Annotated in this window: 19 protein-coding genes; 9 read left to right on the top strand and 10 right to left on the bottom strand. The window is 72.6% G+C overall.

Translation table 11 applies throughout. The features are described 5' to 3' along the window. Positions 1 to 345 precede the first annotated feature (345 nt). Positions 346 to 1,353: a hypothetical protein gene (locus ABZX61_RS43785; protein WP_355203379.1), complete on the top strand. Its 1,008-nt coding sequence runs from the start codon at positions 346 to 348 to the stop codon at positions 1,351 to 1,353. A 181-nt stretch (positions 1,354 to 1,534) separates the two neighbouring features. On the opposite strand, the gene ABZX61_RS43780 is transcribed toward ABZX61_RS43785, so the two are convergent. The 3 genes from ABZX61_RS43780 to ABZX61_RS43770 all read right to left on the bottom strand — a co-directional run bounded on the left by ABZX61_RS43780 (position 1,535) and on the right by ABZX61_RS43770 (position 6,770). Next, positions 1,535 to 2,653 carry a phosphotransferase gene (locus tag ABZX61_RS43780; RefSeq protein WP_355203376.1) on the bottom strand — a complete coding sequence of 373 codons (1,119 nt, stop codon included), beginning with the start codon at positions 2,651 to 2,653 and terminating at the stop codon, positions 1,535 to 1,537. A gap of 13 nt (positions 2,654 to 2,666) precedes the next feature. Beyond that, the gene (locus ABZX61_RS43775; RefSeq protein WP_355203373.1) at positions 2,667 to 5,222 is read right to left on the bottom strand and encodes a DUF6493 family protein; all 2,556 of its coding nucleotides are present in this window, start codon (positions 5,220 to 5,222) and stop codon (positions 2,667 to 2,669) included. 93 nt (positions 5,223 to 5,315) lie between these two features. Beyond that, entirely contained in the window at positions 5,316 to 6,770 is a 1,455-nt protein-coding gene (locus tag ABZX61_RS43770) for an MFS transporter (RefSeq protein ID WP_355203370.1), read from the bottom strand. A gap of 131 nt (positions 6,771 to 6,901) precedes the next feature. Here ABZX61_RS43770 and ABZX61_RS43765 point away from each other — a divergent pair, with 131 nt between their 5' ends. Continuing rightward, positions 6,902 to 7,879: an Lrp/AsnC family transcriptional regulator gene (locus tag ABZX61_RS43765; RefSeq protein WP_355203367.1), complete on the top strand. Its 978-nt coding sequence runs from the start codon at positions 6,902 to 6,904 to the stop codon at positions 7,877 to 7,879. A 3-nt stretch (positions 7,880 to 7,882) separates the two neighbouring features. On the opposite strand, the gene ABZX61_RS43760 is transcribed toward ABZX61_RS43765, so the two are convergent. Further along, on the bottom strand, positions 7,883 to 8,458 hold the full coding sequence (locus tag ABZX61_RS43760) for a TetR/AcrR family transcriptional regulator (RefSeq protein ID WP_355203364.1): 576 nt from the start codon (positions 8,456 to 8,458) through the stop codon (positions 7,883 to 7,885). Between the two features lie 10 nt (positions 8,459 to 8,468). After that, positions 8,469 to 9,449: a YafY family protein gene (locus ABZX61_RS43755; protein ID WP_350736510.1), complete on the bottom strand. Its 981-nt coding sequence runs from the start codon at positions 9,447 to 9,449 to the stop codon at positions 8,469 to 8,471. 88 nt (positions 9,450 to 9,537) lie between these two features. On the opposite strand from ABZX61_RS43755, the gene ABZX61_RS43750 reads away from it, so the two are divergent. Next, positions 9,538 to 10,671 (top strand): epoxide hydrolase, encoded by a 1,134-nt coding sequence (locus tag ABZX61_RS43750; RefSeq protein WP_355203361.1) that lies wholly within the window; start codon positions 9,538 to 9,540, stop codon positions 10,669 to 10,671. A 42-nt stretch (positions 10,672 to 10,713) separates the two neighbouring features. Here the strand turns inward: ABZX61_RS43750 and rph are convergent, their stop codons facing one another. After that, on the bottom strand, positions 10,714 to 13,368 hold the full coding sequence (gene rph, locus ABZX61_RS43745) for a rifamycin-inactivating phosphotransferase (RefSeq protein WP_355203358.1): 2,655 nt from the start codon (positions 13,366 to 13,368) through the stop codon (positions 10,714 to 10,716). 31 nt (positions 13,369 to 13,399) lie between these two features. After that, on the bottom strand, positions 13,400 to 14,152 hold the full coding sequence (locus tag ABZX61_RS43740) for a TioE family transcriptional regulator (protein WP_355203355.1): 753 nt from the start codon (positions 14,150 to 14,152) through the stop codon (positions 13,400 to 13,402). A 42-nt stretch (positions 14,153 to 14,194) separates the two neighbouring features. On the opposite strand from ABZX61_RS43740, the gene ABZX61_RS43735 reads away from it, so the two are divergent. Beyond that, positions 14,195 to 15,388 (top strand): erythromycin esterase family protein, encoded by a 1,194-nt coding sequence (locus ABZX61_RS43735; protein WP_355203352.1) that lies wholly within the window; start codon positions 14,195 to 14,197, stop codon positions 15,386 to 15,388. 19 nt (positions 15,389 to 15,407) lie between these two features. Here ABZX61_RS43735 and ABZX61_RS43730 read toward each other — a convergent pair whose 3' ends face one another. The 3 genes from ABZX61_RS43730 to ABZX61_RS43720 are packed head-to-tail and all read right to left on the bottom strand — an operon-like array spanning position 15,408 to position 18,835. Continuing rightward, positions 15,408 to 16,550 carry an FAD-dependent oxidoreductase gene (locus ABZX61_RS43730; RefSeq protein ID WP_355203350.1) on the bottom strand — a complete coding sequence of 381 codons (1,143 nt, stop codon included), beginning with the start codon at positions 16,548 to 16,550 and terminating at the stop codon, positions 15,408 to 15,410. A 45-nt stretch (positions 16,551 to 16,595) separates the two neighbouring features. After that, positions 16,596 to 17,708 carry an ABC transporter substrate-binding protein gene (locus ABZX61_RS43725; RefSeq protein WP_355203347.1) on the bottom strand — a complete coding sequence of 371 codons (1,113 nt, stop codon included), beginning with the start codon at positions 17,706 to 17,708 and terminating at the stop codon, positions 16,596 to 16,598. Next, the gene (locus ABZX61_RS43720) at positions 17,705 to 18,835 is read right to left on the bottom strand and encodes an ROK family protein (RefSeq protein WP_355203345.1); all 1,131 of its coding nucleotides are present in this window, start codon (positions 18,833 to 18,835) and stop codon (positions 17,705 to 17,707) included. The genes ABZX61_RS43725 and ABZX61_RS43720 overlap by 4 nt, the downstream gene beginning before the upstream one ends. A gap of 103 nt (positions 18,836 to 18,938) precedes the next feature. On the opposite strand from ABZX61_RS43720, the gene ABZX61_RS43715 reads away from it, so the two are divergent. The 5 genes from ABZX61_RS43715 to ABZX61_RS43695 are packed head-to-tail and all read left to right on the top strand — an operon-like array spanning position 18,939 to position 26,009. Next, positions 18,939 to 20,231: an extracellular solute-binding protein gene (locus ABZX61_RS43715; protein ID WP_355203342.1), complete on the top strand. Its 1,293-nt coding sequence runs from the start codon at positions 18,939 to 18,941 to the stop codon at positions 20,229 to 20,231. Next, a complete protein-coding gene (locus tag ABZX61_RS43710) occupies positions 20,232 to 21,131 on the top strand; it encodes a sugar ABC transporter permease (protein WP_355203339.1) in 900 nt (299 codons plus the stop codon). Then, positions 21,128 to 21,943 carry a carbohydrate ABC transporter permease gene (locus ABZX61_RS43705; protein ID WP_355203336.1) on the top strand — a complete coding sequence of 272 codons (816 nt, stop codon included), beginning with the start codon at positions 21,128 to 21,130 and terminating at the stop codon, positions 21,941 to 21,943. Before ABZX61_RS43710 ends, ABZX61_RS43705 begins: the two co-directional genes overlap by 4 nt. After that, complete coding sequence (locus tag ABZX61_RS43700; protein WP_355203333.1) at positions 21,940 to 23,241, top strand: Gfo/Idh/MocA family oxidoreductase; 1,302 nt, start codon at positions 21,940 to 21,942, stop codon at positions 23,239 to 23,241. Before ABZX61_RS43705 ends, ABZX61_RS43700 begins: the two co-directional genes overlap by 4 nt. After that, complete coding sequence (locus ABZX61_RS43695; protein WP_355203330.1) at positions 23,238 to 26,009, top strand: discoidin domain-containing protein; 2,772 nt, start codon at positions 23,238 to 23,240, stop codon at positions 26,007 to 26,009. Before ABZX61_RS43700 ends, ABZX61_RS43695 begins: the two co-directional genes overlap by 4 nt. Positions 26,010 to 26,087: the final 78 nt, after the last annotated feature.

Here is a 26,087-nt window from a genome sequence, read left to right as displayed (position 1 = left end):
CACGATCCTTTCACGGACGCCCGGCCACGACCCTCCTCGACGCCTCAAGCGCAGGGGCGGTGTCGCGCCCGCAGCTTCTCCCACGGCATGTCGAGCACCGCATGTCGAGCACCGCATGTCGAGCACCGCATGTCGAGGGCGAACCCGACCGCGTGGCCGAGCGCCGTCGCCTGCCCGGCCACGCCCGACCTTCGGTGGCGGTGTCGTCGTCCGTACTCCACCCGCTGTAGCCGCTCCTCCCGATACCCCCCGGGGAGTATAGGCCGGTGACGTCACCGGGACGACGACACCACCACGCCCGGACCGCGATGCTCGACACCTCATCCGGAAGAAAGGCATCGCCCCATGTCATCGACCCTGGTACGGCACATCACCCCCGTCCTCCCGCACCGCGCCCGCGGCGTGGTGGCCGAGGTGTACGCGCAGGTCAACGCCGAGTTCAGCAGCATCGGACCGGCCGTGATGATGATGTCGCCCTCCCCCGAGCTCATGGCCGCGGGCTGGTCGCTCATGCGCGAGAGCCAACTGGCCGGCGACGCCCCGGCGCTGGAGAAGGCCGTCGTGGCGCTGGGCGCGGCGCAGGCCAACGACCTCGACTATGACATCCAGGCGTTCCTGTCGGTGCTGCGCCTGCTGGGCGAGCCGCACCTGGCCGAGGCCATCGAACGCGGCGACCCGCCCGCCGACGCCAGGCTCGCCGCCCTGCTGGACTGGGCCGCCTCCACCGGAGTGGCCACCCGGCAGCCGCAACGGCCCCCGTTCCCCGCCGGACCCGAAGCCGCCGAATTCCTCGGCACGCTCCTGTTCACGCACTTCGTCGACCGGGTCGCGGCCGCCATGCTGCCCGCCGGGCTGACCCCCGGCACCCTGGCCCCCGACGACGAACCGCCCTTCGACGGCGCCCCCGTCCTGCGCCCGCTCGACCAGGACCTGCGCCCCGGCGCCACGCTCCCCCTGCTGGACGGGCTGCCCACCGCGCCACCCCCGCCGTGGGCGGCCGACCACCCGATCGGCGCCGCGTACGCCGCCCTCACCGCCACCGCCGCCCAGGGCGCCGGCCTGCTCACGCCTGAGGCCGCGGACGTCACGGCCGAGGTGATCGCCGAGCACCGGGGCCGCCTGCTGCCGGTCGGCGACCGGCTCGACCGGCAGCTGGCGGGCCTGACACCGGACGAGCGGGCGGGGGCGCGGGTCGCGGTCCTCGCCGGCCTGGCGCCGCACGCCATCACCGACGAGCACGTCGCCGCCTGGCGCGCCACCGACCGCCGCTTCAGCGACCACTGCACCGTCTTCCTGCTCGCCTACGGCGCCATGACCGCCGTCACCCACATCGAAGCCGACATCACCGCCTGACCCCGTACGGGACGGGCCGACCACCGCGATCATCGTCGACCAGCAGCGCCACCCCCGCCTGCGCTCCCGCACCAGGGACGGCCGCTCCGGCACGACCTGCCACACCACACAGGCGATACCGGGGTCGGCCGTCCCCACCGGGACCGCTACACCGCAGACGGTCCTCTCACCGGCGGCCCTCTCACCGGCGGCGCGGCGCGAACGGCGTTAACTTCGCCACGTCCACATCCGCGTCCGGCCACCGCCGCCGCAGCGCCTCGCCCACCCGCCAGCACCACCCGGCCAGCCCCAGCAGCACGCCGAACGACTCCGCCACCCGGGCCGCCGCCTCCACCGTCGCCACCAGCTGCACCCGGCTGTCATCACCCGCCGCCCGCCCATCCACCTGCGACAACCGCTGCAACCGCAGCAACACGTAGGAGAAGCACGCCGCCGCCAGCCCGAACCCGAACCGCCGATCATCCTCCGCCTCCGGCACCCCCACGGCCAGAGCCCGCCGATACGCCTCCCCCATCCGCCCGTCCACCGACAGCCACGCGGGACCCGGAACGTACAGGCAGACCGCGTCATGCAGGGCATGCGTGAACCCGGCGAACTCGAAATCGATCACCCGAGCGTCCGGCGCCCCCGGCGCCCGCACGAGAACGTTGTTCGCCTCCGGATCCCCGTTGCTCAACGCCAGAAAAGGCCCCGGATCCCCCAGCTCCTCCAGCACCACCGCCAGCTCCCGCTCAGCACCACCGGCGACCTCCACCCCCAAGGCCGCGACCTGCAGCCGCCCCTCCTCCCGGAACCTCGCGAACCTCCCCGCGCAGTCCGCCACCCGATCGACCGCCCCCAGAGCCGCCCTGCGCGCGTAATAGACCTCAGCCCGGCCGGCGGTCACGGCGTTGAGCTCACCGCGCACCCGGGCGAACGCCGCCAGCCGCTCCCCGTGCGCCGCCGCCCCGTCCGCCCGCAGCAGGCCGTCCAACGGCACCCGCGGCGCCAGATCCTCCAGCACCACCAGCCCCGCCGCCGGATCCGCCGCCACCACCCTCGGCGCCAGCCGCACGCCGAGATCGTCGGACAGGAACCCCAAGGCGGCCACCTCGCTCCGCAGCCGCCACGGCTCCGAACGGTCGGGGCCGGGTGCATGGGGCCGCATCCACTTCACGATCACCGAGCCGTGCGAGCCGCTCAGCTCCGCCCGCGCGACCGCCCAGGGCTCCAGCCGCCGCCACCCGACGATGGTGGCAGGCGACAGCAGCGTCTCGACCTTGCTGACAAGGCTGCTTTCCGTGGGATCGAGGATGATCATCAGCCCGGCGCCTTTACAAAGTAGATTTCTTAGGGAGGGCGACCAGGTGCTGCAGCCGCCGCGCCTCCTGGACCAGCCTGCTCGACCCCTTGCGGGCCGCCACCGCCGCCACGTCCGGCAGCTCGGCCCGTACGCCGGCGATCCTGGCCGCCCGAGCCCCCGCCGCCAGGAGGTCGGCCGCGCCTGCGCGGGGCCGTTCGCCCTCCTGGGGCAGCAGCCCGGGCAGGAGCCGTACGACCACCTCCCACACCGCCTCGTGCGCCCCGGCCTGCGTGGCGTCGTCGAGCACCGACACCACCCGGTTGAGCTTGAGGAACCCCTCGGCGACCAGCTTGGTGAGCGTCTCCGCCAGCGCCTGCGCCGGAACCCGGCCGCGGGCGGCCAGCGTCAGGAGGGCGTCGGTGGCCGCGGCGCGGTCGGCGGCGTTCTCGTGGCCCATGCCGCACGCCAGCGCGTGCGCCACGGCGCTGCCGAGCGGCCCGTCGGCGTGGGCCAGGCCGACCAGCGACTGCGTCTGCGCCTCGCTGGAGTCGATGCAGATCGACATCATCCAGACCATGTGCGCGGCCACGATCTCCGGGTGCGAGGGCATGGCGAGCGGCCACCACTCGAGCGTGAACGCGTAGCCGGCCTCCGGCCGGTAGAGCGGGCGGAGCTCCTCGGGAAGATCGTCCGGCACGTCCAGCACAGGGCGCAGGGCCGGCATACCCGACAGGTAGTAGCCGTTACGCTCCTTGCGCAGGTGGACCGTCACCCGCGGATCGGGGGCCCCGCCGTCGCGCATCCAGGCGGCGCACGCGCGGCCCGCCTCGGAGGTCAGCCGCCGCGCCCGCCGCACGCACGCGTCGGGCAGGTCGCGGGGCAGCCGCAGCAGGGCCTGGACCAGGTCGCCGGGCAGTGCCCGCGCCCCGGCGGCCTCCAGCAGCTCGAGGCGGTCGAGCAGCACCCCGGGATCGACGTGGCCGCTGCCCGCCGTGGGTGTGGCCAGCAGGACCGGGTAGCCGTCGCCCTCCTCGAACGAGCGCGCGAGCTCGGCCGCGCGGCCGAAGTAGAGCTGCTTGAACCCGCCCAGGGTCGGCGGCTGCCGGATGGCGTCCTTGGGCAGCGCATCCCCGGCCCCGGGCGCGGCGAACGCCAGGAACGCCCGGCGCACGGCGTGGACCGGGTCCTCGCGGTTGTGACCGAAGAAGATCGAATCGAACGGCTCCAGCCAGGGACGTAACGCCTCGCGCAGCGCGTCGGGCGCCCGATGCGACCACTCGACCAGCCCGGCCAGCAGGCGTTCGTACGTGTGCGGATCCACCTCGGGGACGCTCACCGCGCGTACGAGCTGGTCCGGCGAGGCGTACGGCAGCGGCAACGCCGGCCCTTGCCCCACCGCCGGCAGCGGCGTGACGATCACCTCCTCGGCGGCGATGTCACCCCCGTACGCCGCCGAGACCCGCTCCAGCAGCTCCTCGGGCAGCCCGGCCGCCGCCTGCCGCACCGCCTCCCGGCCGGCCTCCCCCGCCCGCGGGGCCAGCTTGACGGCCAGCCGCACGGCCCGCTCCTGCAACGCCAGCGTGTCCTGCGCGAAGATCAGGGACATGGCGGCCAGCACGACGTCCGCGCGGCGGGCGTCACGCAGCACGGCGTCGCCCGCCCACGACAGGGCCGCGCGCAGCAGCTTCTTCTCCGGCCGGAACGCCAGCGCCTCCATCGCCTCGGCGAACAGCTCCTCCTCCAGCCGCCCCGCCTCCTCCAGCCGCCGCAGCTGCGCCAGCGCCAGGTCGGCCACCGCCACCGGCCCGGCGGGCAGCAGCCGGGTGTAGTCTCTGGCCCGCTCGGCGGACTCGTCGATGTCGAGGTCGAGCCGATCGTGCAGGACGGCCAGGGCGCTCAGCGCCGACGGCCCGTCACGCAGCAGCCGCCCCACGATGCCGTCGATGACCGGTTTGCGCTCCAGCAGGCCGCCCTCGACGAGCCGGGCGACGGTCCCCACCTGCGCGGGAAGGGCCTCGCCCAGGCCGTCGACCTCGAAGAGCCGCGGCGCGAACGCGGTGAACAGCGGATCGGTGGCCGCCGTCCCCGGGTGGAGCGCGCGTAACCAGCCCACCATGAACGCGTCGCCGTCCGGCGGCTCGATCCCGGTCTCGCGCACGAGCGCCGCGGCCACCTCCCAGCAGCGCATGTCGTTGAGGCGCAGGCGGGCGGCGATGCGGCGGGCCACGTCGGCCCGCCACCCGGCCGGCCGCTGCCGCAGCAGCAGGATCACGCGCTCGTCGTCGCTCTCGACCCACTGGAACTCGCGTCTGAACAGCCACGCCGTGACGGCCGCCGCGCCGCCCAGGCACGCCGCGCCCACCAGCCGCAACGGCCTGAGCTGGTGCCGCCAGGACCACCAATCCTCCACCCGCAGCCCCGACAGGTGGCGCGGCAGCTGCGCCGCCACCGCCTTGCGATCGTCGGCGTCCAGCTCCAGGAGCAGGCGGAAGACGCGGGCCACGTCACCGCCCTTGGCCGTCTTCAGCAGGTGCTCCCACGCGCTCATCCGGCCACCTCCGATGCGGACCGGGAAGAACCGGCGCATGACCACACCTCCGCTGCGTCAACCATGACGGTGACCCTAGCGATCACCCACGACAATCTCGGGCCCCGCGCGCCGACCAGCCCTTCGACGGGGTCAGAGCCTGGATCGGGTCGGCTCGCCCGCGGCCGCGCGCTCCCGCTCCGGCTCGGGGGCGACGGGGGCCCTCATGAACGCCGCGGCGACGGCCGTGGCGGCCAGCAGCACGAGGCCGAGCCCGAACGCCGGCGCCGCCGCGGCGTTCGCGTCCGAGCCGCCGCCCAGGCCGTGCAGGAAGACGCTGCCGAGCAGCGCGATCCCCAGCGTGCCGCCGAACTGCTGGACGGCGTTGAGCAGACCGGCCGCCGACCCGACCTGATGGGGGTGCAGGCGCGCCAGGGCGGCGGTGAAGAACGGGACGGTGATCATGCCGTTCCCGGCCCCGCACACCGCCAGCGCCACGAGCAGCGGCCACGAGTACGCGCCCGCGTAGGCGGCCAGAGCCCCGAGGACCCCGGCGAACAGGACGGCGAGCCCGGCGAACATGACCCGTGACAGGCGGCGCGGCGTCATCCGCGCGCCCACGATCCCGGAGGAGATCGCCAGCCCGACCGACCACGGGAGCAGGGTCAGCCCGGCGGTCAGGACGTCGCGGCCCAGGCCGAGCTGCACCTGCAGCACGACGACCAGCATCAGCCCGTTGGTCACCGCGAACAGCAGCGTCGAGGTCGCCAGCGCGGCCGGGAAGACCCGCTCGCCGAACAGGCTCGGCTCGACCAGGGGAGCACGCCCCCGCCGGGCCCGGCGACGCTGGTGGAGCCCGAACGCCACCAGGACGAAAACCCCGGCGACGAGCAGGACCGCGCCCCACCCCGGCCGGACGGCGTCGCCGCCCTCGATGAGCGGGTAGACCACCAGCCCGGCGCCCAGCACCGCCAGCCCGGTACCGGTCAGGTCCAGGCGAGGCGGCCGCGCGGCCCGGTCCTCGCGGAGCAAGGGTCCGGTGGCGAGCACGGCCACGGCGAGGGGCACGTTGACCAGGAACGCCGACCGCCACGACGAGCCGAACAGGTCGGCGTGGGTGAGCACGGCCCCGAGTATCGGCCCGAAGATCACCGACAGGCCCATGACGGGCCCGATGGTGCTCATCGCCCTGGCCAGCTCGGCTCCGGCGAACATGGAGCGGATCAACCCGATCGTCTGCGGGATGATCAAGGCGGCGGCCGTGCCCTGGAGCGCCCGCGCGCCGATCAGCACGCCCGCGCCGGGCGCCAGCGCGCAGCACAACGACGCCAGCGTGAACCCCGCGATCCCGATCAGGAACACCCGCTTGCGGCCGATCATGTCCCCCAACCGGCCACCCAAGATCAGGAACGCCGCGAACGGCAGCGTGTAGGCCGAGCTGAACCACTGGATGGCGGACTCGGAGCCGCCGAGCCCGGCGCGGATCACCGGCGCCGCGACCTGCACGATCGTCGAGTCCAGCACGTTCATCGCCTCAGCGGTCAGCAGCGCGCCCAGCACGACCCACCGCCACCGGTAGGCCACCGTCGGATCCTCCCGAACCGGCATGTCCCAGTCCCCCTCAGTCGTACGGATGACTTCCGCGACCAAGGCTGCGGCCACCGGCATCGGCGATTCCACAATGCCCGAGATGTTCGGGCAATTTTTCCACGAAGCCGGATTTCATGCATGATTTGCTCATGCTCGACGATCTGGACCGCGGTTTGATCCATGCTCTGCACATCGACGGGCGGGCGCCGTTCAGCGCCATCGCCCGGGCGCTGGGCGTGTCCACCCAGACCGTGGCCCGCCGCTACCAGCGGCTGCGCGCGAACGCCTCCCTGCGCGTCGTCGGGCTGCCCGACCCGTCCCGGGTGGGGCGCAGCCAGTGGGTGGTCCGCCTCACCACCAGCCCGGTCGCGACCCGTACCCTCGCCCAGGCCCTGGCCCGGCGGCCCGACACGTCATGGATCAAGCTGCTGTCCGGCGGCACCGAGATCTTCGCCATGGTCCACGTCCCGCACGGCGTGGACGACCCGCCCTCGATGCTGCTGCACGACCTGCCCAGGAAGGCGGGGATCACGTCGGTCTCCGCCCAGTACCTGCTCCACCCCTACCGCGGCGGGCCCACCGCGTGGCAGGGCATCGCCCAGACCCTCGACGAGGGACAGCAGCGGCAGCTCAGGCCGGCCGCGGCTGACGTGCCCGCAGCGCCGTCGGGCCGGCCTTCACTGGATCGCGCCGACCAGGCCCTGCTGGATGCCCTGCGCCATGACGGCCGGGCCGGCTACGCCGACCTCGCCAGGAGCACGGGCTGGTCCGAGGCCACGGTGGCGCGGCGCCTGGCCGACCTGCGCGCCCACGGCACGATCTTCTTCGACCTCGAGATCGACCCCGTCCCCCTCGGCGTCGCGACCCAGGCGGTGCTCTGGATGGCGATCGCCCCGGCGCACCTCGACCAGGTCGCCACCGCCCTGGCGGGCCACGACGAGCTCGCCGCCGTCGCCCACACCACCGGCCCCACCAACCTGCTGGCCCACGCGCTGTGCTCCGGCACCGATCACCTGCACCGCTACATCACCCACCGGCTGGGGGCGTTGCCCGAGATCCGCACCATCGAGACCGCCCCCGTCCTGCAGACCATCAAGCACGCCGGACCGCTCCGGCCCGGCGTCTGACCCTCACGAGCCGGCCGCGCCGATCAGCCTGGCCGCCGCCGCCCTGGCGCGCAGCATCGCCGTACGGTCGTCGTCGACCACCACGCGCGCGTTGGCGCCGTCGATGAGCAGCAGCAACGCGTCGCCCACCTCTTCGGGCCGCGCCAGGCCCGCCTGCCCGGCCAGCGTGGCGAGCGTCCCGCGCAGCCACGACTTGTAGGCCGAGATCACCGCCCGCGCCGGATGCCCGGGATCGGGCAGCTCGACCGCCGCGTTGGTGAACGGGCACCCGCGAAAGCCCTCGCGGCCGTGTCCCTCGGCCAGCCAGTCGAAGACCGCCAGCACCGCCTGCCCGCCCCGGACCCCGCTGCCGGCCAGGTACGCGCCCAGGGCGGCCTGCCGGGCGGCGCTGCGGCGGGCGAGGACCGCAGCCACGAGGTTCTCCTTGGACCCGAACTGGGCGTACAGGGTCGGCTTGGACACCCCGGCCCGCTCCACCAGCGTGTCGACGCCGGTCGCGCGGATGCCCTCGGCGTAGAAGACCTCGGTCGCCACCTCCAGCAACCGCTGCCCGCCCGGACTGAGCCGCCGATCCTCCATCCGCCCATACTTACAGGTCAGTAAAGCCCGCGGCAACACCGGCGGCCCGGACGGCGCGGCCGCCAACCGCCCGCAGGTACGCCAGCAGCTCCGGCGGCTCGTGCACCTCGAACTCGCAGCCGAGCATGAGCAGCCGCGCGGCCAGCCACTCTAGGGTGTCGGCGTGTCCGTGCAGCTCGCAGCTGTGCCCGTCCAGGGGCCGGACGTCGCCCGGAGCGGCGCCGAGCCGCTCGATCGCCTCCTCGGCCGGCAGGCGCAGGGTGGCCCGCACCTCGTAGGTGGGGGCGAGCGAGTAGATCTTGCGGGTGATGAAGGCGGCCGCGTCCGGCTCGGGCGGTTCGCGGGGCGCGAACCGGACGCCGGTCGGCCGCGGGGCGCTGAGCCGGTCGACGCGGAAGATCCGCCAGTCGTCGCGGTCGTTGTCGTACGCGAGCAGATACCAGCGGCGCCCGCCGGCCACCAGGCGATAGGGCTCGACCAGCCGGCTGGACCGGCTGCCGTCGTTCGCCTGGTAGTCGAAGCGCAGGCGTTCGCGGTTGGCAGCCGTCCAGGCGAGCACCGCCAGGTTCTGCGGATCGACGCTCGGCCCGTTCGCGGCCGTCATCGACACCGTGGCGGCCCCGAGCGCGCCGACGCGCTGCCGCAGCCGGGCCGGCAGCACCTGCTCCAGCTTGGCCAGAGCGCGCACGGAGGCCTCCTCCATGCCGTCCACCGGCTGCCCGGCCGCCATGCGCAGGCCCACCGCGATGGCCACCGCCTCCTCGTCGTCCAGCAGCAGCGGCGGCATGGCCTTGCCGGCGATGAGCCGGTAGCCGCCCGCCGCCCCCATCGTCGCCTGCACCGGGTAGCCGAGCTCGCGCAGGCGGTCGATGTCGCGGCGGACCGTGCGAGGGCTGACCTCCAGCCGCTCGGCCAGCTCACTGCCGGGCCATTCGCGCGGGGTCTGCAGCAACGACAGCAGCGCGAGCAGCCGTGCGGGGGTGTCGCTCATGAGTCCAAGTATGCGTGCCATGTAGGACATGGATCGACCTAGATGGCTCCTACTGTCGGCACGTCATCGCGACCGCAGGAGGACAATCATGGGCACCGAGATCCGCCCTTTTCACATTCACATCCCCCAGGCCGACCTGGACGACCTGAACGACCGGCTGGCCCGTACCCGGTGGTCCCGGCAGCTGCCGGGTGAGGGCTGGAGCCGCGGCGTCCCCGCCGCCCACCTCGAGGAGCTGGCCGCCTACTGGCGCGACGGCTACGACTGGCGCCGGCACGAGGCGCGGCTGAACGGGTTCCCGCAGTTCATGACGGAGATCGACGGTCAGGACATCCATTTCCTGCACGTGCGCTCCGCCGAGCCGGACGCCCTGCCGCTCATCCTCACGCACGGCTGGCCGAACTCCTTCGTGGAGTTCGCCGACCTGATCGAGCTTCTCACCGACCCCCGCGCGCACGGCGGCGACCCCGCCCAGGCGTTCCACGTCGTCGTGCCGTCGCTGCCCGGGTTCGGGTTCTCCGCGCCGCCGCGCGAGACGGGCTGGGACGTCACGCGCGTGGCGCGGATCTGGGCGGAGCTGATGCGCCGCCTCGGGTACGACCGCTACGGCACCCAGGGCGGCGATTACGGCGCGTACGTCGCCCCGGAGGTCGCCACGACCGACCCGGAACACGTGATCGGCGTCTACGTCATCAGCGGGCTCGGCTTCCCCACCCAGGACGACGTCCCGGAGATGACCGAGGACGAGCGGGCGGCGTTCGCCCGGCTGCAGGAGCAGGACTGGATGAACGGCGTGGACCACCATGGGCTGCTGCGCGCGGCGCCGGCGACCTTCGCCTACGGCTGGCACGACTCCCCGGTCGGGGCGCTGGCCTGGATGACGCACAAGTTCAAGGAGTTCACCGTCGCGGCCAAGACGCCGGAGGAGGTGATCGACCGCGACCTCCTCCTGACGAACGTGAGCCTCTACTGGCTCACCGGGACCTTCGGCACCTCGTCCTGGCCCTACTACGAGAGCACGGGCTTCGGCTGGCCGAAGGGGCAGACGGCGGCGCCGACCGGCGTCTACAGCGGGCCGCCCGGGATCCGGCGGCTCGCCGAGCGGTACAACACCATCCTGCACTGGCCGGAGGACAACACGGCCGGACACCACTTCGTCGCCATGGAGCAGCCCGGCCGCCTGGCGGCCGACCTGCGCGCGTTCTTCGCCAAGGTCCGCTGACTTTCCTGGTGCGGCCGCGCCGGTGACGCGGCCGCACCAGGGTCAGAGGAGTTCGACGTAGCCCTCGGTGCCGTTGACGCGGATGAGCCGGCCGTCCTCGATGCGCCGGGTGGCGTTCTCCACGCCGACGACCGCGGGCAGGCCGTACTCCCTGGCGACCACGGCGCCGTGGGTCATCACCCCGCCGACCTCCATCACGACGCCCTTGACCGAGACGAACAGCGGCGACCAGCTCGGGTCGGTGTAGACGGTGACGAGGATGTCGCCCTCCTCGACGTCCGCCTCGTCCATGCTCAGCACGATGCGGGCGCGCCCCTCGACGACGCCCGACGACACGGCGATGCCCGCCAGCGCGCCTTCGGGCAGGGCGCCGGTGTCGTACTCGCCGGAGATCACCTCGCCCTCGGAGGTGATGACGCGCGGCGGCGTCAGCTTCCGGTCCTCCTCGAACGCCTCCCGCCGCCCGTCGACGAGCGCGGGGTCGATCCTCCCGCTCCGCACGACCTCCCTGAACTCCTCCAGCGACAGGAAGTACACGTCCTGCGGCTCCCTGATCACCCCGCGGGCGACGAGCTCGGCGGCCTCGGCGAGCAGCGCCCGCTTGTACAGCTCGTAGCGCTGGAGCAGCGCGTGCTTGGAGTACTCGCGGTAGCCGATGAAGTGGCGGATGAGGCTCATCTGCCGGGCCGCCTTCTTCGCCTTCCGCTCACCGCCCGGCAGCGCCCTGAGGCGTTCCAGCAGGCCGGCGATGGTGCTCTCGGCCTCGGCGCGGCCGCGTTCGACCTTGCGGGCGCGCTCGCCGGGCGCGAAGTTGCGGACGTTGCTCAGCAGGAGCGGGACGAGCTGGGTGGGGTCCTCGCTCCACCGGGTCCGGGTGACGTCGATGTCGCCCGAGCAGTGCATCCCGTACGTGCGCAGGTAGCCCTCAAGGGCGCGGCGGGCCTCGGGACCGCCCTCCAGGCCGTCGAGCCCGGTGAGGAGCGTGTCCCGGCCGGCGCGTTCGAGGTGCTCGACCACCGCCGGGTAGGGGCGGACGGCGTCCGCGACGTCCAGCAGGTCGAGGCCCATGGCGGCCACCACGTTGTGGTCGGCGGACTGGGCGATGGCGTCGGCGGCGTTCTGCACGCCGAGCCAGGCCTTCATGCGCTTGTTGACCCAGTTCACCGCCTGGATGCCGACGAAGGCCGCCGCCACGCTGCGCGGGTCGAACGTGAGCCGGGCCAGCACGTCGTGGTCGTCCAGGATGTACGCGAACAGCTCGTCCCCCGACTTGCCCGCGATGCCGCGGCGCAGCTCCTCGACGGTCCGCTCGTTCTCGGCGATCAGCTCGGGCACGGCCTCGGTGTCGTCCTTGCCGGACATCTTCAGATATTGGCGGGCCATCGGCAGCAGCCCGCCCTCGCCGAAGTCCAGCATCGAGGTCTTGCCGTGGGCCAGGTCGCGCACGAAGTCCTTCCTGGTCAGGACCTGGCGCAGGGCGTTGGCCATGAGGACGTCCACCTGGCCGAGGCTCTTGAGCGTGACCGCGCGCGCCCACGACGAGGACAGCTCGGGCGAGACGTCCTTGTAGAACCGGCTGCCGGACACCGTCCCCGCCGAGCGGCCCAGCCGGTCGTGCAGGAGCGCGAACAGCGACAGGCCCAGGGGCTTGAAGGCGTCGGTCATCATCTGGCGGTGGCCGTACGACATGAAGACGTGGTTCTTGCCGTCGGCCGTCCCGGGCACCGGGTAGAGGGTGGTGATCGGGCGGCTCTGCAGGATCTGGAACTCGCCGCCGGCCAGGCCCCACTCGATGTCCTGCGGGCGGCCGAAGTGGCTCTCGATGCGGCGGCCGAGGCGTTCGAGGCGGAGGATCTGCTCGTCGCTCAGGGTCTGCACGTGCCGGCGCGCGGGCTCGATCTCCCGCTCCTCCGTGCCGCCGTCCGGGGACGGGCGCAGCTCGATGTCCTGGGTGACGACGTTGCGCGTGGCGATCTCGCCCGCGCGTACGCGGTAGTTGTCGGCGTTCGCCACGCCCGACACGAACGCCTCCCCGAGGCCGAACCCGGCGTCGATCGAGACCACCTTCCGGTTGCACGTCACCGGGTCGGCGGTGAACATGATGCCCGCCGCCTCGGGGAAGACCATCTGCTGCACGACCACGGACACGCGCACCGCGCGGTGCTCGAAGCCGCTCTTGATCCGGTACGCCACCGCCCGGTCGGTGAACAGCGACGCCCAGCAGCGCCGCACGCTCGCGAGCACCGCAGGGGCTCCCCTGACGTTCAGGTACGTGTCCTGCTGCCCGGCGAACGAGCTGGACGGCAGGTCCTCGGCGGTGGCGCTGGAGCGCACCGCGCAGGGCACGTCGCCGAGCTCCCCGAGGCGGCGCAGAATGTCGTCCTCGATCTCGGCCGGTACGGGCAGCGTCTCGACGGCCTCCCGGAGACGGGCGGACGCCTCGGCGATCCCGGCGCGGTCGTCCGCGCGCAGCCCGGAGAGCCCGTCGATCAGCGCGGCGATCGTCGCGTCCGACTCGACGACCGCGCGGTAGGCCTCGGTGGTGACGCAGAAGCCCGGCGGCACTCGCACCCCCTCGACGGCGGACAACTCGCCGAGGTTGGCCCCCTTGCCGCCGACCAGGGGGAGAAGCGTCTTGTCGATGTCGTGGAAGCCGAGCACGTAGGCACCCATGGCGTGTTCCCGTCTGCCTGTCATGGCCAATTAGGATACAGAGCTGCCCTGTATCTTAATCCTCCGCGACCGCGGCGGGACCTCCGGGGTGACCCAGGTACGCGTCGAGCCCGGCGGCGCCGGTCAGCATGGCGCGGCCACGGGCCGTCAGCCGGGTCTGCCAGTCGCGCAGGGTCGCCTCCAGGGGCGCGATCCCCCCGGCGGAGCGCACCTGGGCGAGCAGCGGGGCGATCTGTTCGAGCAGGTAGCCGCCGCGTCTGAGCTGGTGGGCCAGCCGGACGTCGCGCACGTCGGCGGCCGTGTAGACGCGGTAGCCGGTTTGAGGGTCGCGGCTCGGGTTGACCAGCCCGGCGCGCTCCCACTTGCGCAGCGTCGCGGGCCTGATGCCGAGCCTCCTGGCCAGCGGGCCGATGAAGGTGACGCCGCCGGGCCCGGGCCGCTCCACCGGCGCCGGCGCTCCGGGCCGCTCCTCCGCCGTCAGGTCGCGCAGCGCCCGCTCCACGGCCTGCAGCGTCCGGCGGTCGTCGAGCAGCTGCGCGTGGCTCTCGTCGATGAGCCGCAGGGCCTCCTCGACCGCGCCTCCGTTCACCTCCCGCATGATCGAGGTGGCCGTCTGGTGGCCGTGGCCGGGGATCAGGGCGAGGAAGGCGCGCAGGGCCTCCCGGTGGACGGGGGTATAGGTGCGGTAGCCGTGGGGAGTGCGCGCGGCCGGCGGGAGGATGCCCGCCTCTTCGTAGTTGCGGATCGCCTGCGTGGACAGGCCGTGCTCGCGCGCCAGATCCACGGGCCGGAGTCGCTCGCGGGGCATGGGCAAAGTTTACACAGAAGGTTCAACGATACGGTTGAAGGCATGGAATCCGCGATCCTTGACTCCGGCTGGCCCTTCGAGGGCGCCGCGATCACGAAGCTGCTCAGGTCGTTCCCGGCCCCGCCACGCCTGCTCGGCCTCGGCGAGCCCACGCACGGCGAGGAGGCGTTCCTCCGGCAGCGCAACGAGGCCTTCCGCCACCTCGTGGAGCACGAGGGCCATCGGTCGATCGCGATCGAGAGCGACTGCCTCGCGGCGCTGGTCGTGGACGCGTACGTCACGGAGGGCGTGGGGACGCTCGACGACGTCATGCGGCGCGGCTTCAGTCACGGGCTCGGCGGCTCGGCCGCCGACCGGGAGCTCGTGAGCTGGATGCGGGAGCACAACCGGCACCGGCCCGCGGCCGAGCGGATCCGCTTCTTCGGCTTCGACGGGCCGCTCGAGCTGGCCGGGCCCGGCAGCCCCCGTCCGGCCCTCGCCGGGCTGCACGGCTATCTCGCCGCCCACCTCGACGTGCCGTCCTTCGACGCCGTCGACCGGCTGCTCGGCGCCGACTCCCGGTGGACGAACCCCGCCGCCACCATGGACCCCGCGCAGTCCGTCGGCCGCTCGCCCGACGCCGTCGAGCTGCGCCTCATGGCGGACGACCTCGTGGCCCTGCTCACGGCGGACTCACCGCGCCTGATCGCCGCGACCTCGCGGGAGGCGTGGTGGCGGGCCTGCCTGTTCGGGCGTACGGCCACGGGCCTGCTCCGCTACCACGCGGGGATGGCGGACACGTCGCCGACCAGGGTCATGCGCCTCATGGGGCTGCGGGACACGATGATGGCCGAGAACCTCCTGGCGATCGCACCCCGCTACGGCCCGGCGCTGGTCCACGCCCACAACCGGCACCTCCAGCGGGACAGGAGTGTCTGGCAGACGGAGGGCTGGCAGGGCGGCGACCTGCTGCTGGAGTGGTGGAGCGCCGGCTCGATCGTCGCGGCGCAGCTGGGCGAGGCGTACGCCTTCATCGCCTCGACCGCGGGCGGCGCGGCGACCCCGCCGGACACCCTGGAAGGCGTCCTGCACGCCACCCTGCCGCACGGCGGTTACCTCATCGCCTCCGAACGCCTGGCCGGGGCGCTGGAGGGCATCGAGCTGACTCCCCAGACCGACACGAGCTCGGGCTACTTCGCCCTGGACCCCGGCCAGGTGCACACGACCGACGGCATCCTCTTCCTCAAGACCGGGTAACCACGCCTTTCCGAGGACCCTACTGCTGTCCCGGCCGCCGCGCCGGGGCAGGGGCGGGGCCGGCGGTGCCGTCGGCGAAGCGGGACGGCCGGAACGGCGCCAGCAGCGGCGACTCCTCGCCGTACACCTCCCCCGCCACCTCCCCCATGAGCAGCGGCGCCACCGTGACCCCGCTGTGCGTGGCCACCGTGTACACGCGCCGCTCCGCGTCCGCGAAACCCGCCACCGTGAGCCCGTCCCCCGGCATCGCCCGCCGGCCGACCACCGCCCGCTCCACCGTGGCCCCGTCCACGGCCCGCAGCACGCGCGCCATCAGGGCCAGGATCGAGTCCTGGACGTCGCCGGGCACCGGGACCGCCGGGTCCGCCCGCCCGTCCAGCGGCAGCGACTGCAGCAGCAGCCGCCCGCCCCCGTCCGGCCGCAGGTTGAGCCCGTCGGAATGGAGCACGCGGGACAGGCGGGCGGGCACCGGGGTCGTGGTGACGAGGAAACCGTTGGTGACCGCGCCGGACACCGCCGGGTCGAGCATGGGCACCTCGGCCCCGGCCAGCGCCGCCACCCCCTGCGTCCAGCGACCGGCGCAGGTGACCACCAGGTCGCCGTCGAAGGCCCGCCCGTCGGCCGCCGTCACCTTGACGCCCGACGACGAGGTCTCGATCGCGGTCACCTCGGCCCCGCACGCGAGCGCGGCCCCGGCGTCGCGGGCCTCGCCGAGCAGGCTCCCGAGCAGGCGCAGCGGGTGCACGTGCGCCTCCTCGGGGAAGAACACGTACTCGGTGCCGGGAGGCGGGGGCACCAGGTCGGGCTCCAGGGTCAAGGCGCGCGCGGCGGTGATCCGCTCGACCGGGTAGCCCATGCCGGCCAGCCGCTGTACGCGGGCCTCCAGGCGTTCCTTGTGCTCGTCGGAGACCGCGCACTCGAGGTTGCCCGTGGGGAAGAACCAGTCGCCGGGGAGCCGGTGGTGCGCCCGGACGGCGGCGTGGTTGAGGTCGAAGTACTCCTTGGGCGTCTTGTCGTTGGCATTGACCCACGCCAGGGACGTGGAGGTCGTACCGGATCCCGGAGTACGCGCCTCCAGGACGGTGACCTGCGCGCCGCGCCGGGTGAGTCCCGCCGCGACCGCCGCTCCGACCACCCCCGCACCGATGACGACGACTCGCACGCTGACTCCTTCCGTTTAGAGGTCAATTGTGACCTCCGTGCTCTCTCAGCCGGCGTGAAGGACCCGAAAGCGATCCGGTTCCGCCGGATCCCGATCAACGACCTGGACCGGCGTCCAGGCCCACTGCCAGACGCTGATGCCCGGCGTGCGGGAGAACCGGATCTGCCCGCGGGTGCCTTCGACCGCGACGCGCGGCCAGGATCCGGCGGTGCGCGCCCGGTCCGCGCCGTACGTACGCAGCATCTCGGCCAGGACCGTGATGGTGTCGTAGCCCTCGAAGGCGACGAAGGAGGGCACTTCGGCCAGCCGCTCGCGCAGGGCCGTCTCGACTCGCGTACCGAGTGGGCCGAGGCGCTCGGGCAGGTAGCGCAAGAACGGGATCGCGGCGCCGTCGCCGCCCAGCGACCTCGCCCATCCGGCGAACTCCGGTTGCCCGGCCGGAGCACCGATCATGATCTCGGCGAGGCGCCGGTCGCGGCGGACGGACTTGACGATCGGCACCGCCGGCTCCGGGTGGCCGACCAGAAGAAGGAGGGCTGTCGCGCGATTGCCGGCGAGTTCGTCGCACACGGCCGCGGGGGTGAGCGCGCGCATGTCGAGCTCGATGACGGTGCCGCCGCGTGGAGCGAGGTGGTCCCGCAGGATGCGGGTCCCGGATGCCCAGTAGACGCTCGGGTCGGCTGCTACGGCGATGCGGCTGTGGCCGGCGCCGAGGAGGTGGTCCGCGTAGATCTGCCAGCCGTGGGACTGCGCCGGGGCCAGGCGCGCGACCCATCGCGTCGGCTGCTCGGTGAGCGTGTCGAGAACCGCCGACGAGCAGAGGAACGGCAGGCCGAGGGCGTCGGCCCGGGCGGCGGCGGCGCGAGCGACGACACTGTGATACTCCCCCGCCAAGGCGGCCACGCCCAGGCCGGCCAGTTCGTCCACGGCCGCCGCGGCCTTCTGCGGATCAGCCGCGGTGTCTCGGACCACCAGCTCGAGCGGTCTTCCGGCGCTCCCGCCGGCGTCGTTGACCTCGCGAACGGCCAGCTCGAGTCCGGCGAGCAGGTGCCGGCCCGCCTCGACCCAGCCCGGCCGGGTCAGCGGAACGAGAGCGCCGATCTGGACGGGTGATCCGTCAGCCCGCTCCGCTCCAGGTGGCGATGGGCCGATGGTCATGCGGGGCCCACGCCGAACATCGCGTGCTCGGCGTGGTCGAGCGCCAGCCGTACCGCCCCGAGCGCGACGGACTCGCCGCCCAGCTCCGAGCTCTCCACGCGCACGGGGAACAGGCAGAGCTCGGCGAGCTCCTCGCGCAGGGGCGCGGCCAGCAGCTCGCCCGCGCCCGACAGGCCGCCGCCCAGGACGACCAGTTCCGGGTCCATCGTGAGCACCGCGGCGCCGACACCCTTGGCGAGGTCGCGGGCGAAGGCGCGGACGATGGCCGCGGCCTCCGCATCGCCCTCCCGCACGGCCTCGAACACCCGCACGGCCGCCTCCCCGGAGGGGGCGTCCCCGCCGTAGGCGAGGAATCGGTCGAACGCGGTGTACCACCCGAAGGCGCGCATGACGCCGATCTCCCCCGCCGCTCCGTTGCGGCCCGCGTGCAGCTTGCCGCCGATGAGCAGGCCCGCCGCGACGCTGCGCCCGGCCAGCAGGCAGATCACGTCCTTCGCACCGACGGCGGCGCCGCACCAGTGCTCGGCCAGCGCGGCCAGGTTGGTGTCGTTGCCCACCAGGACCGGGCCGTCCGCGAGGCCGTCGAGCGCGGCGGGCAGGTCGACACCCGCCCAGCCGGGCAGCCGGTCGCTGATCAGTATCCGGCCATCGGCGGGGTCGACCACGCCCGTCGTAGCCACCCCCAGCGCGCGTACCTGGCCGGGCTCGACGCCGACCGCGCGGAGCGTCCTGCGCACCACCGACCTGGCCGCCGCGATCCTGTCGGCGGTGCCGGTCTCGGGGGTGACGACCGTGCGCCTGCGGTCGACGATGCGCCCCTTGAGGTCGGCGGTGAGCGCCAGGACCTTGTGCGGGCCGATGTCGAGGCCGACGACGTGGCCGGCCTCCGCGCGGAAGCGGTAGCGCTTGGCCGGCCGGCCGACCGGGCGCGGATCCCCGACCTTGATGCCGACCTCCTCGACGAGCTCGTCGAGCCCGGCGATGACGTCCTCGACGGTCGCCCGGGAGATGGAGGTGGTCTTCACGAGCTGCGTCAGGGTCAGCTCGTCCGCGGCGTGCAGCGTGCGCAGCACGGCGGCGGCGTTGAGGCGGCGCAGGAGCGCCGGATCCTGTCCGGTCAAGGTCACGATCCGATGGTAGGGCATTGCGAATTATTTGAGGAACTACTAAAAATAAGACCCACCCGCGGCGCGGTGCCGCCGGTCGGCCACCCCCTAGAGAGGACCCCAGGTGAACAAGGCCATCGTGCTGGCCACCGCTGCCCTGACACTCGCCGCGTGCGCGCCGGCAGGGTCACAGCAGCCAGTGGCGAACGGCAAGAAGGAGATCTCCTTCCTGGTGTTCGAGACGCCCAACCTGACGCCGGAGTACTGGGACGCGGCCATCAAGCGCGTCACCGACAAGCACCCCGACATCGCCGTGAAGAAGCTCGTGGCGCCGAGCGCGGGCGAGCGCAACGCGTACGCCAAGCAGCTGCTCGCCTCGGGTCAGCTGCCCGACGTCATGCAGGCCATCGCGCCCAGCGGGCTCGCGGAGAGCGGCAACCTGTACGCCTGGAGCGAGGAGGAGCTGAAGAACTACGCCCACCCGCGCTCCAACCCGCTGGGCGGCAAGATCTACCAGCTCCCCTACAACTCCCAGCCGACCCCGCTGGTCTACTACAACAAGAAGCTCTTCGCCGAGGCCGGCGTCGACGCGCCGCCGAAGACCTACCCGGAGCTGCTCGACGTCTCGGCCAAGCTCAAGGCCAAGGGAATCAACCCGTTCGTGGTGGGCGGCGGTGGCAAGGACGCGTTCGCGGCCGGCTACATCTGGATCGCGCTCGTCGGCGCCGACGTCTACGCCCGGCAGCCGGACTTCCTGGTCAAGCGGCGCGCCGGGCAGGTCAGGTTCGGCGACCCGGCCTTCGTCAAGGCGACCCAGAAGTTCGCCGACCTGGTCGGGAAGGGGTACGTCGACAAGGCCGGGCTGTCGCGCGACTACCCGTCGACCGAGAAGGCGTTCCTGGACGGCAAGGGCGCGATGTACCCGATGGGGTCCTGGTTCGCCGCCGCAGCCGACGCAGGGGCCGACGCGGGGGCCGGCGCCGGCAAGCCGCCCTTCGAGATCGGCGTCTTCGCCTGGCCCACCGACGACGGCCAGGTGGTGGTGCCCTCGTACACGGGCGGTGGCCCCATCGTGAACGCCAGATCCAGGAACCTCGAGGCGGCCAGGACGTTCGCGCTGGAGTTCAATCAGGACGCCGCCAACAACGACGTGCTCGTCAGGAGCGACGCGGCCATCATCGCGATCAACGGCTACCAGCCGCCGCCGATGGGCCCGGTCTACAACGCCACGCTCGAGGTGTTCAAGGCGGGCAAGGCGGTCAACGCCTTCACGGTCGAGACCGGCGACGACTCGCTGCTGCCGGGCGTGGGCGACAAGGTGTTCGCGCTGGCCCAGGAGATCATCGCGGGCAAGACCGACGGCGCCGCGGCGGCGAAGGCGCTGGACGCGGAGTGGGTCAAGGCGGGCGGCCGGTAGATGTTCCCCGACAAGCGGGCCGCCGCGCGCACCGCGGCCGTCCCCTGGCAGCGGCTGACGTACCTGCTGAGCTTCGTCGCCCCGGGCGTGCTGGTCTACGCCTGCTTCGTGCTCGCGCCGATCCTGCTCAGCTTCGGCTACAGCCTCACCGACGCCAGCCTGTTCGCCACGCGGACGCGCTTCGTCGGGCCGGACAACTACCTGCGCCTGCTGGCCGACCCGTCCTTCCTGACCTCGTTGAAGGTCACCACGATCCTGACGCTGATCATCGTGATCGTGCCCAACGTGGCCGGCGTCGGCGTGGCCGTGCTGCTCGACCGCGCCGGCTGGCTCTACCGGGCGCTGCGCAGCGTCTTCTTCGTCCCCGTCGTGCTGAGCTCGGTGGTGGTGAGCGTGGTGTGGATGGCCATGCTGCAGGACGAGGGCCTGGTCAACCGGCTGCTCGGGGTCCGCGTCGGCTGGCTGTCGGACCCCGACCTGGCGCTGTACTCCATCGGCTTCATCATCAGCTGGCAGATGCTCGGCTTCTGCTCGGTGGTCTACCTGGCCGCGCTGCAGGGCGTGCCTCAGTCGCTGCACGAGGCGGCGGCCATCGACGGCGCGGGCTCCTGGACCCGCTTCCGCAAGGTCACCTGGCCGCTCCTGGCGCCCGCGCTAACCACGAACACGGTGATGCTGCTGATCACCGGGTTCAAGGCGTACGACCACATCCAGGTGCTGACGGCGGGCGGTCCGGGGCTGGGCACCACGGCGACCGTGGCCTTCAACGTCATCCAGGTCGGCTTCACCGCCAACCGCACGGGCGAGTCCTCGGCGATGGCGATCCTCATGCTCGTGATCGTCGCGACGGTCTCCGCCGTCGCGCTGCGCCTGCTCAACCGCAGGGAGGTGGACCTGTGAAGTGGCTGCGCCCGCTGGTCTCGATCGTGGTGGCCGGCGCGTTCTTCCTGCCGCTCTACCTGGTCGTGGCCAACGTCTTCAAGCACGGGCCGGACATCACCGCCTCCCCGGCGGCGCCGCCGATCCCGCCGACGCTGGACAACCTCACGCAGGCGCTGACGCGCCCCGACCACCTGTTCTGGAACGGGCTGATCAACAGCGTCTCCGTGACCCTGCTGTCGATCGTGATCCTCACGGTCGTGTCGGCCATGCTGGGCCACTACATCTGCCGCACCCCGTCGCGCTTCGCGCGGATCACGCTGCTGGTGCTGCTGGCCGGGCTGATGATCCCGCCGCAGGTGATCCTGGTGCCGGTCACGCAGGTGCTCAACCTGACCGGCCTGATGGGCACGATCAGCGGGCTGGTGCTGTTCAACGTCGGGTACTACGTGCCGTTCGGGGTGTTCGTCTTCTCCGGTTTCATCCGGGCCATCCCGGTCGAGCTGGAGCAGGCCGCCTCGATCGACGGGGCGGGCCCGTTCGGCACGTTCTGGCGGGTGGTCTTCCCGCTGTTGCGCCCGGCCACGGCCAGCGTGCTGATCTTCCTGGGCGTGTGGATCTGGAACGACTTCCTCAACCCGCTCATCATCCTCGGCCCGGCCGGCGGCACCACGGTCACCGTGGGCGTCTACCGCGCGCTCGGCCAGTTCCAGCGGGACTACGGCGACATGTTCGGCCTGATGGTGCTGTCGGCCCTGCCCATCCTCATCTTCTACTTCGCGCTGCAGAAGCACTTCGTCAAAGGACTCACCGGGGGAGCGGTCAAAGGATGATCAACTTGAGGGACCACATCGGGGAGGCCCTCGACCGGCCGATCACCCTGGCCGTGGTGGGCGCGGGCGCGCGCGGCACGGCCTACGCCGAGCTGGCCGCGCGCCGGCCGGACCGGGCGCGGATCGTGGCGGTGGCGGAGCCGCGCGCGGCCGCCCGGCAGGAGTTCGCGGCACGCCACGCGCTCCCGCCCGAGCGGGTCTTCCGCGACTGGAAGGAGCTGGCCGGCCTCGGCAGGATCGCCGACGCGGTGATCGTGGCCACGCTGGACGCCGATCACCTGGCGCCGGCCGAGGTCTTCGCCGAGCAGGGCTACGACATCCTGCTGGAGAAGCCCATCGCCCCCACCGAGGCGGACACGGTGGCCATCGGCGAGGCGGCGGCCCGTACCGGCGCCATGATCGCGATCTGCCACGTCATGCGCTACACCCCCTACACGCGCAGGCTCCGCGAGGTGCTCCCCCGGATCGGCGACGTCGTGAGCGTGGAGCACCTGGAGCCGGTCGGGTGGTACCACTTCGCGCACTCGTTCGTCCGCGGCAACTGGCGGCGCGCGGACGAGGCCACGTTCGCGCTGCTGGCCAAGTCGTGTCACGACATCGACTGGCTGGGCCACGTCGTGGGGCGCAGGGCCGAGCGCGTGTCCTCCTTCGGCGGGCTGCGCCACTTCCGCGCCGAACGGCGGCCTCCGGGCGCCGCCGACCGGTGCCTGGAGTGCCCGATCGAGCCCGGGTGCCCGTACTCGGCCGTGCGGCTCTACCGCGACGGGCTGCGCGACGGCGGCACCAAGCAGTACTTCACCCGGGTCATGACGGGCGGCCCGCTCACCGAGGAGGCGGTCACCGCGGCGCTGGCCGAAGGCCCCTACGGGCGCTGCGTGTACGCCAGCGACAACGACGTGGTGGACCACCAGGTGGTGACCATCGAGTACGAGGGCGGGGTCACCGCGTCGTTCACGATGACCGCGTTCACGCCGCTGGAGAACCGGCACACCAAGCTGTTCGGCACCGCGGGCCAGCTGACCGGCGACGGCCGCTTTATCCGCATTTATGACTTTTTGTCGGAAGAAACGACCATCATCGACACCTCGCTGGACGGCTCCAGCGCGGCGGAAGGCCACGCCGGCGGCGACGCCGCCCTGATCGAGTCGTTCGTCACCGCCCTGCACGAGGGGCGGCCCGAGCTGATCCTGTCCGGGATCCAGGAGAGCGTCGACAGCCACCGCGTGGTCTTCGCCGCCGAACGGGCCCGCCGTACCGCGACCGTACAAACCCTCTCGAACGGAGAGCACCCCCTATGAGGCACCGCGCCCTGCTCGCCCTCGCCGTGCTGACCACCTCGGTGGTCGGCCTCACTCCGGCGCCCGCCCAGGCCGGCGCGTCGGAGTGGCAGGACATCCGCAAGCTCCTGTCGGCCATCGACGACGCCTACACCGCTCCCCCGGCCCTCAACGCCGTGCAGACCGCCCGCTACACCGCCGGCCTGCTCCTGGGCAACGGCGACCTGCACGTCACGTCCGACGCCCGCGACCAGCGGCAGACGTACTACCTGTCCAAGTCCGACTTCTGGCACAGCGGCAACGGGCAGCTGCCGTTCGGCACGATCTCCATCGGCCCCGCGCACGCCGCGGCCACCCCCGCCGCGAAGGACACCCTCGAGTGCACCGCCGCCTGCGTGATCGACGGAGACCCCGAGACCCGCTGGGTGTCGCGGACCGGCGCGAGCGCGTCCGACCCGCAATGGGTCACCGTCGACCTGGGCGGGGTGAAGGCGGTCGACCGCTGGGTGGTCAGGCACAACGGCTACCAGGGCAGGGCCGCCAACTTCCAGGCGCTCAACACCCGGAGCTTCGCCCTGCAGAAGAGCGACGACGGCGTCACCTGGACCGACGTGGACACGGTCACGGGCAACACGGCCGAGCTGACCGACCGGACCGTGCCCGCCTTCACCGCCCGCCACGTGCGCCTGCTGGTCACGGGTGCGGTGCGCGACCCCGCCGACCCGAATCAGAAGGCTTTCGTCCGGGACCTGCAGCTGTTCGACGGCCAGCGGAACGTCCTCACCGGCGCACTCGGCGACGACCCGAACTACCGCCAGCGGCAGGACATCCTCAACGGGGAGGTCCGCGGCTCCCAGACGGTTGACGGCCGGGTGCTGAGCACCCGCACCTGGACCGCCGACGGCGAGAACCTGCTGGTCACCGAGCTGTCGATCCCCGACGGCGCGCAGCCGCTGCCGCTCCAGGCCGACCTGACCGTGCCCGCCGGCACGACGGGGGTCGCCGGGGACGGTCAGGTGTGGATCACCCGCACGACCGGCGCGGACGGCGAGAGCGGCTGGGTGTCCAAGGCGGCCGCGTCGGCCAGGGTCATCGGCTCGCGCACCCCGGTCACCGCGAGCACGCCGTCGGGCAACCTCGCCCGCCTCGCCTTCGAGCTGGCCCCCGGCCGGCCCGTGCGGCTGGTCACCACGCTGCACGGCAACGGCGGCTACGCCAACCCCACGCCGCTGAACGACTTCGTCACCGAGGCGGTGGACCGGGTGCACGGCCTCGACGGCCGTGACCTCGACCGGGCCCGGTCCGCGCACCGCGAGTGGTGGAAGCGGTTCTGGCTGAGGTCGTACGTCGACACCGGCGACCCGATCCTCAACAAGTACTACTACGGCGCCCTGTACGCGATGGGCGCCGCCAGCCGCGCGGGCTCGTTCCTGCCCGGCACCTATTCGCCGTGGCGCACCATCGACCAGACCGGCGGCTCCAACCGCTACTGGCTGAACTACAACACCCAGGCCCCGTTCTACGGCGTCTACTCCGCCAACCGGCCCGAGCTGGCCGCCCCCTACTACAAGACGGTGGTGGCCGAGCTTCCGTACCAACGCAACACCACTCATGCCGCCGGGTACAAGGGGCTGACCTTCAGCCGGACCATCTACCCGTACAACCAGACCCGTCCCGCCCCCGCCGAGGTCCCGGTGACCGGCCCCAAGTCGCCGAAGAAGCTCGCCGACCAGAAGACCAACGGGACATTCGCCGCCATCCCGTTCCTGTGGAACTGGGAGTACACCCGGGACGAGGAGTTCCTGCGCACCACGGCCTACCCGTTCCTGAAGGAACTGGGTGAGTTCTGGATGGATTACGTGGTCAAGGGCGACGACGGCAAGTACCACGTCCTGAACAGCGCCGTGAACGAGGGCGGCGACGACGTCGACTCGACCTACGACCTCGGCTACATCCGGCGGACGCTGACCGCGCTGATCGAGTACAGCCGGGTGCTCGGGGTGGACGCGGAGCTGCGGCCGGTCTGGCAGGGCCACCTGGACGACCTGGCGCCGTACCCGACGGCGACCATGGACGGCCTGGACGTCATCCTGCTCGCCACCAAGATCGAGAACCCCATCAAGGGCAACGCGCTGCTCAACAAGAACGACCAGCCCATCAACCTGGAGGGCGTCGTCCACCCGAGCGACAACCTGGCCATCGGCGGCGACCCGGAACAGCTGCGGAAGGTGCGGAACACCCTGGAATGGGTGGATCCGTTCCTGCCGGGGTCGCGCGGTTCCTCCATCAACGGGTTCCCGAAGACGTTCACCATCGCGGCCCGCGCGGGCTGGGATCCCGAGGACCTCATCGGCAAGTTCACGGCCGTGATCAAGCTGTTGTGGCGGCCGAACCTGACCGTGGCGCAGTCGGGCGGCGGCCTGGAGACCTCGGGCTCGCTCGAAACCGTGAACTCGATGTTCCTGCAGACGTTCGAGGGCGTGATCCGGGTCTTCCCGGACTGGCCCGCCGGCCGTGACGGCACGTTCGTACGACTGCGCGCCAAGGGCGCGTTTCTGCTCTCCGCCGAGCGGCGAGCCGGACGCGAGGTCTCGCCCATCACGCTGACCAGCGAGAAGGGCGGACGGGCGACCCTGGCGAGCCCGTGGCGCTCGGGCCGCCCGGTCGTGGTGGACACCGCCACGCACCGGCCCGTGCCGCTCACCTTCGGCCGCGCCACGAACACCGGCGAGACGACCTTCGCCTTCGACACCCAGCCGGGCCACACCTACACGGCGTCCGCCCGCTGACCACGCTCATGCGCGGGCCCGTTCGCGGGCCCGCGCCGTCTCCTGCGACGGAACATTCGTCCAAGACACCCTGGCCCC

Source organism: Nonomuraea sp. NPDC003709 (genome assembly GCF_040610775.1).
GTDB lineage: Bacteria > Actinomycetota > Actinomycetes > Streptosporangiales > Streptosporangiaceae > Nonomuraea > Nonomuraea angiospora_A.
The sequence above is the reverse complement of the archived record's forward strand: the minus strand, read 5'-3'. Positions and strand labels throughout refer to the sequence as shown.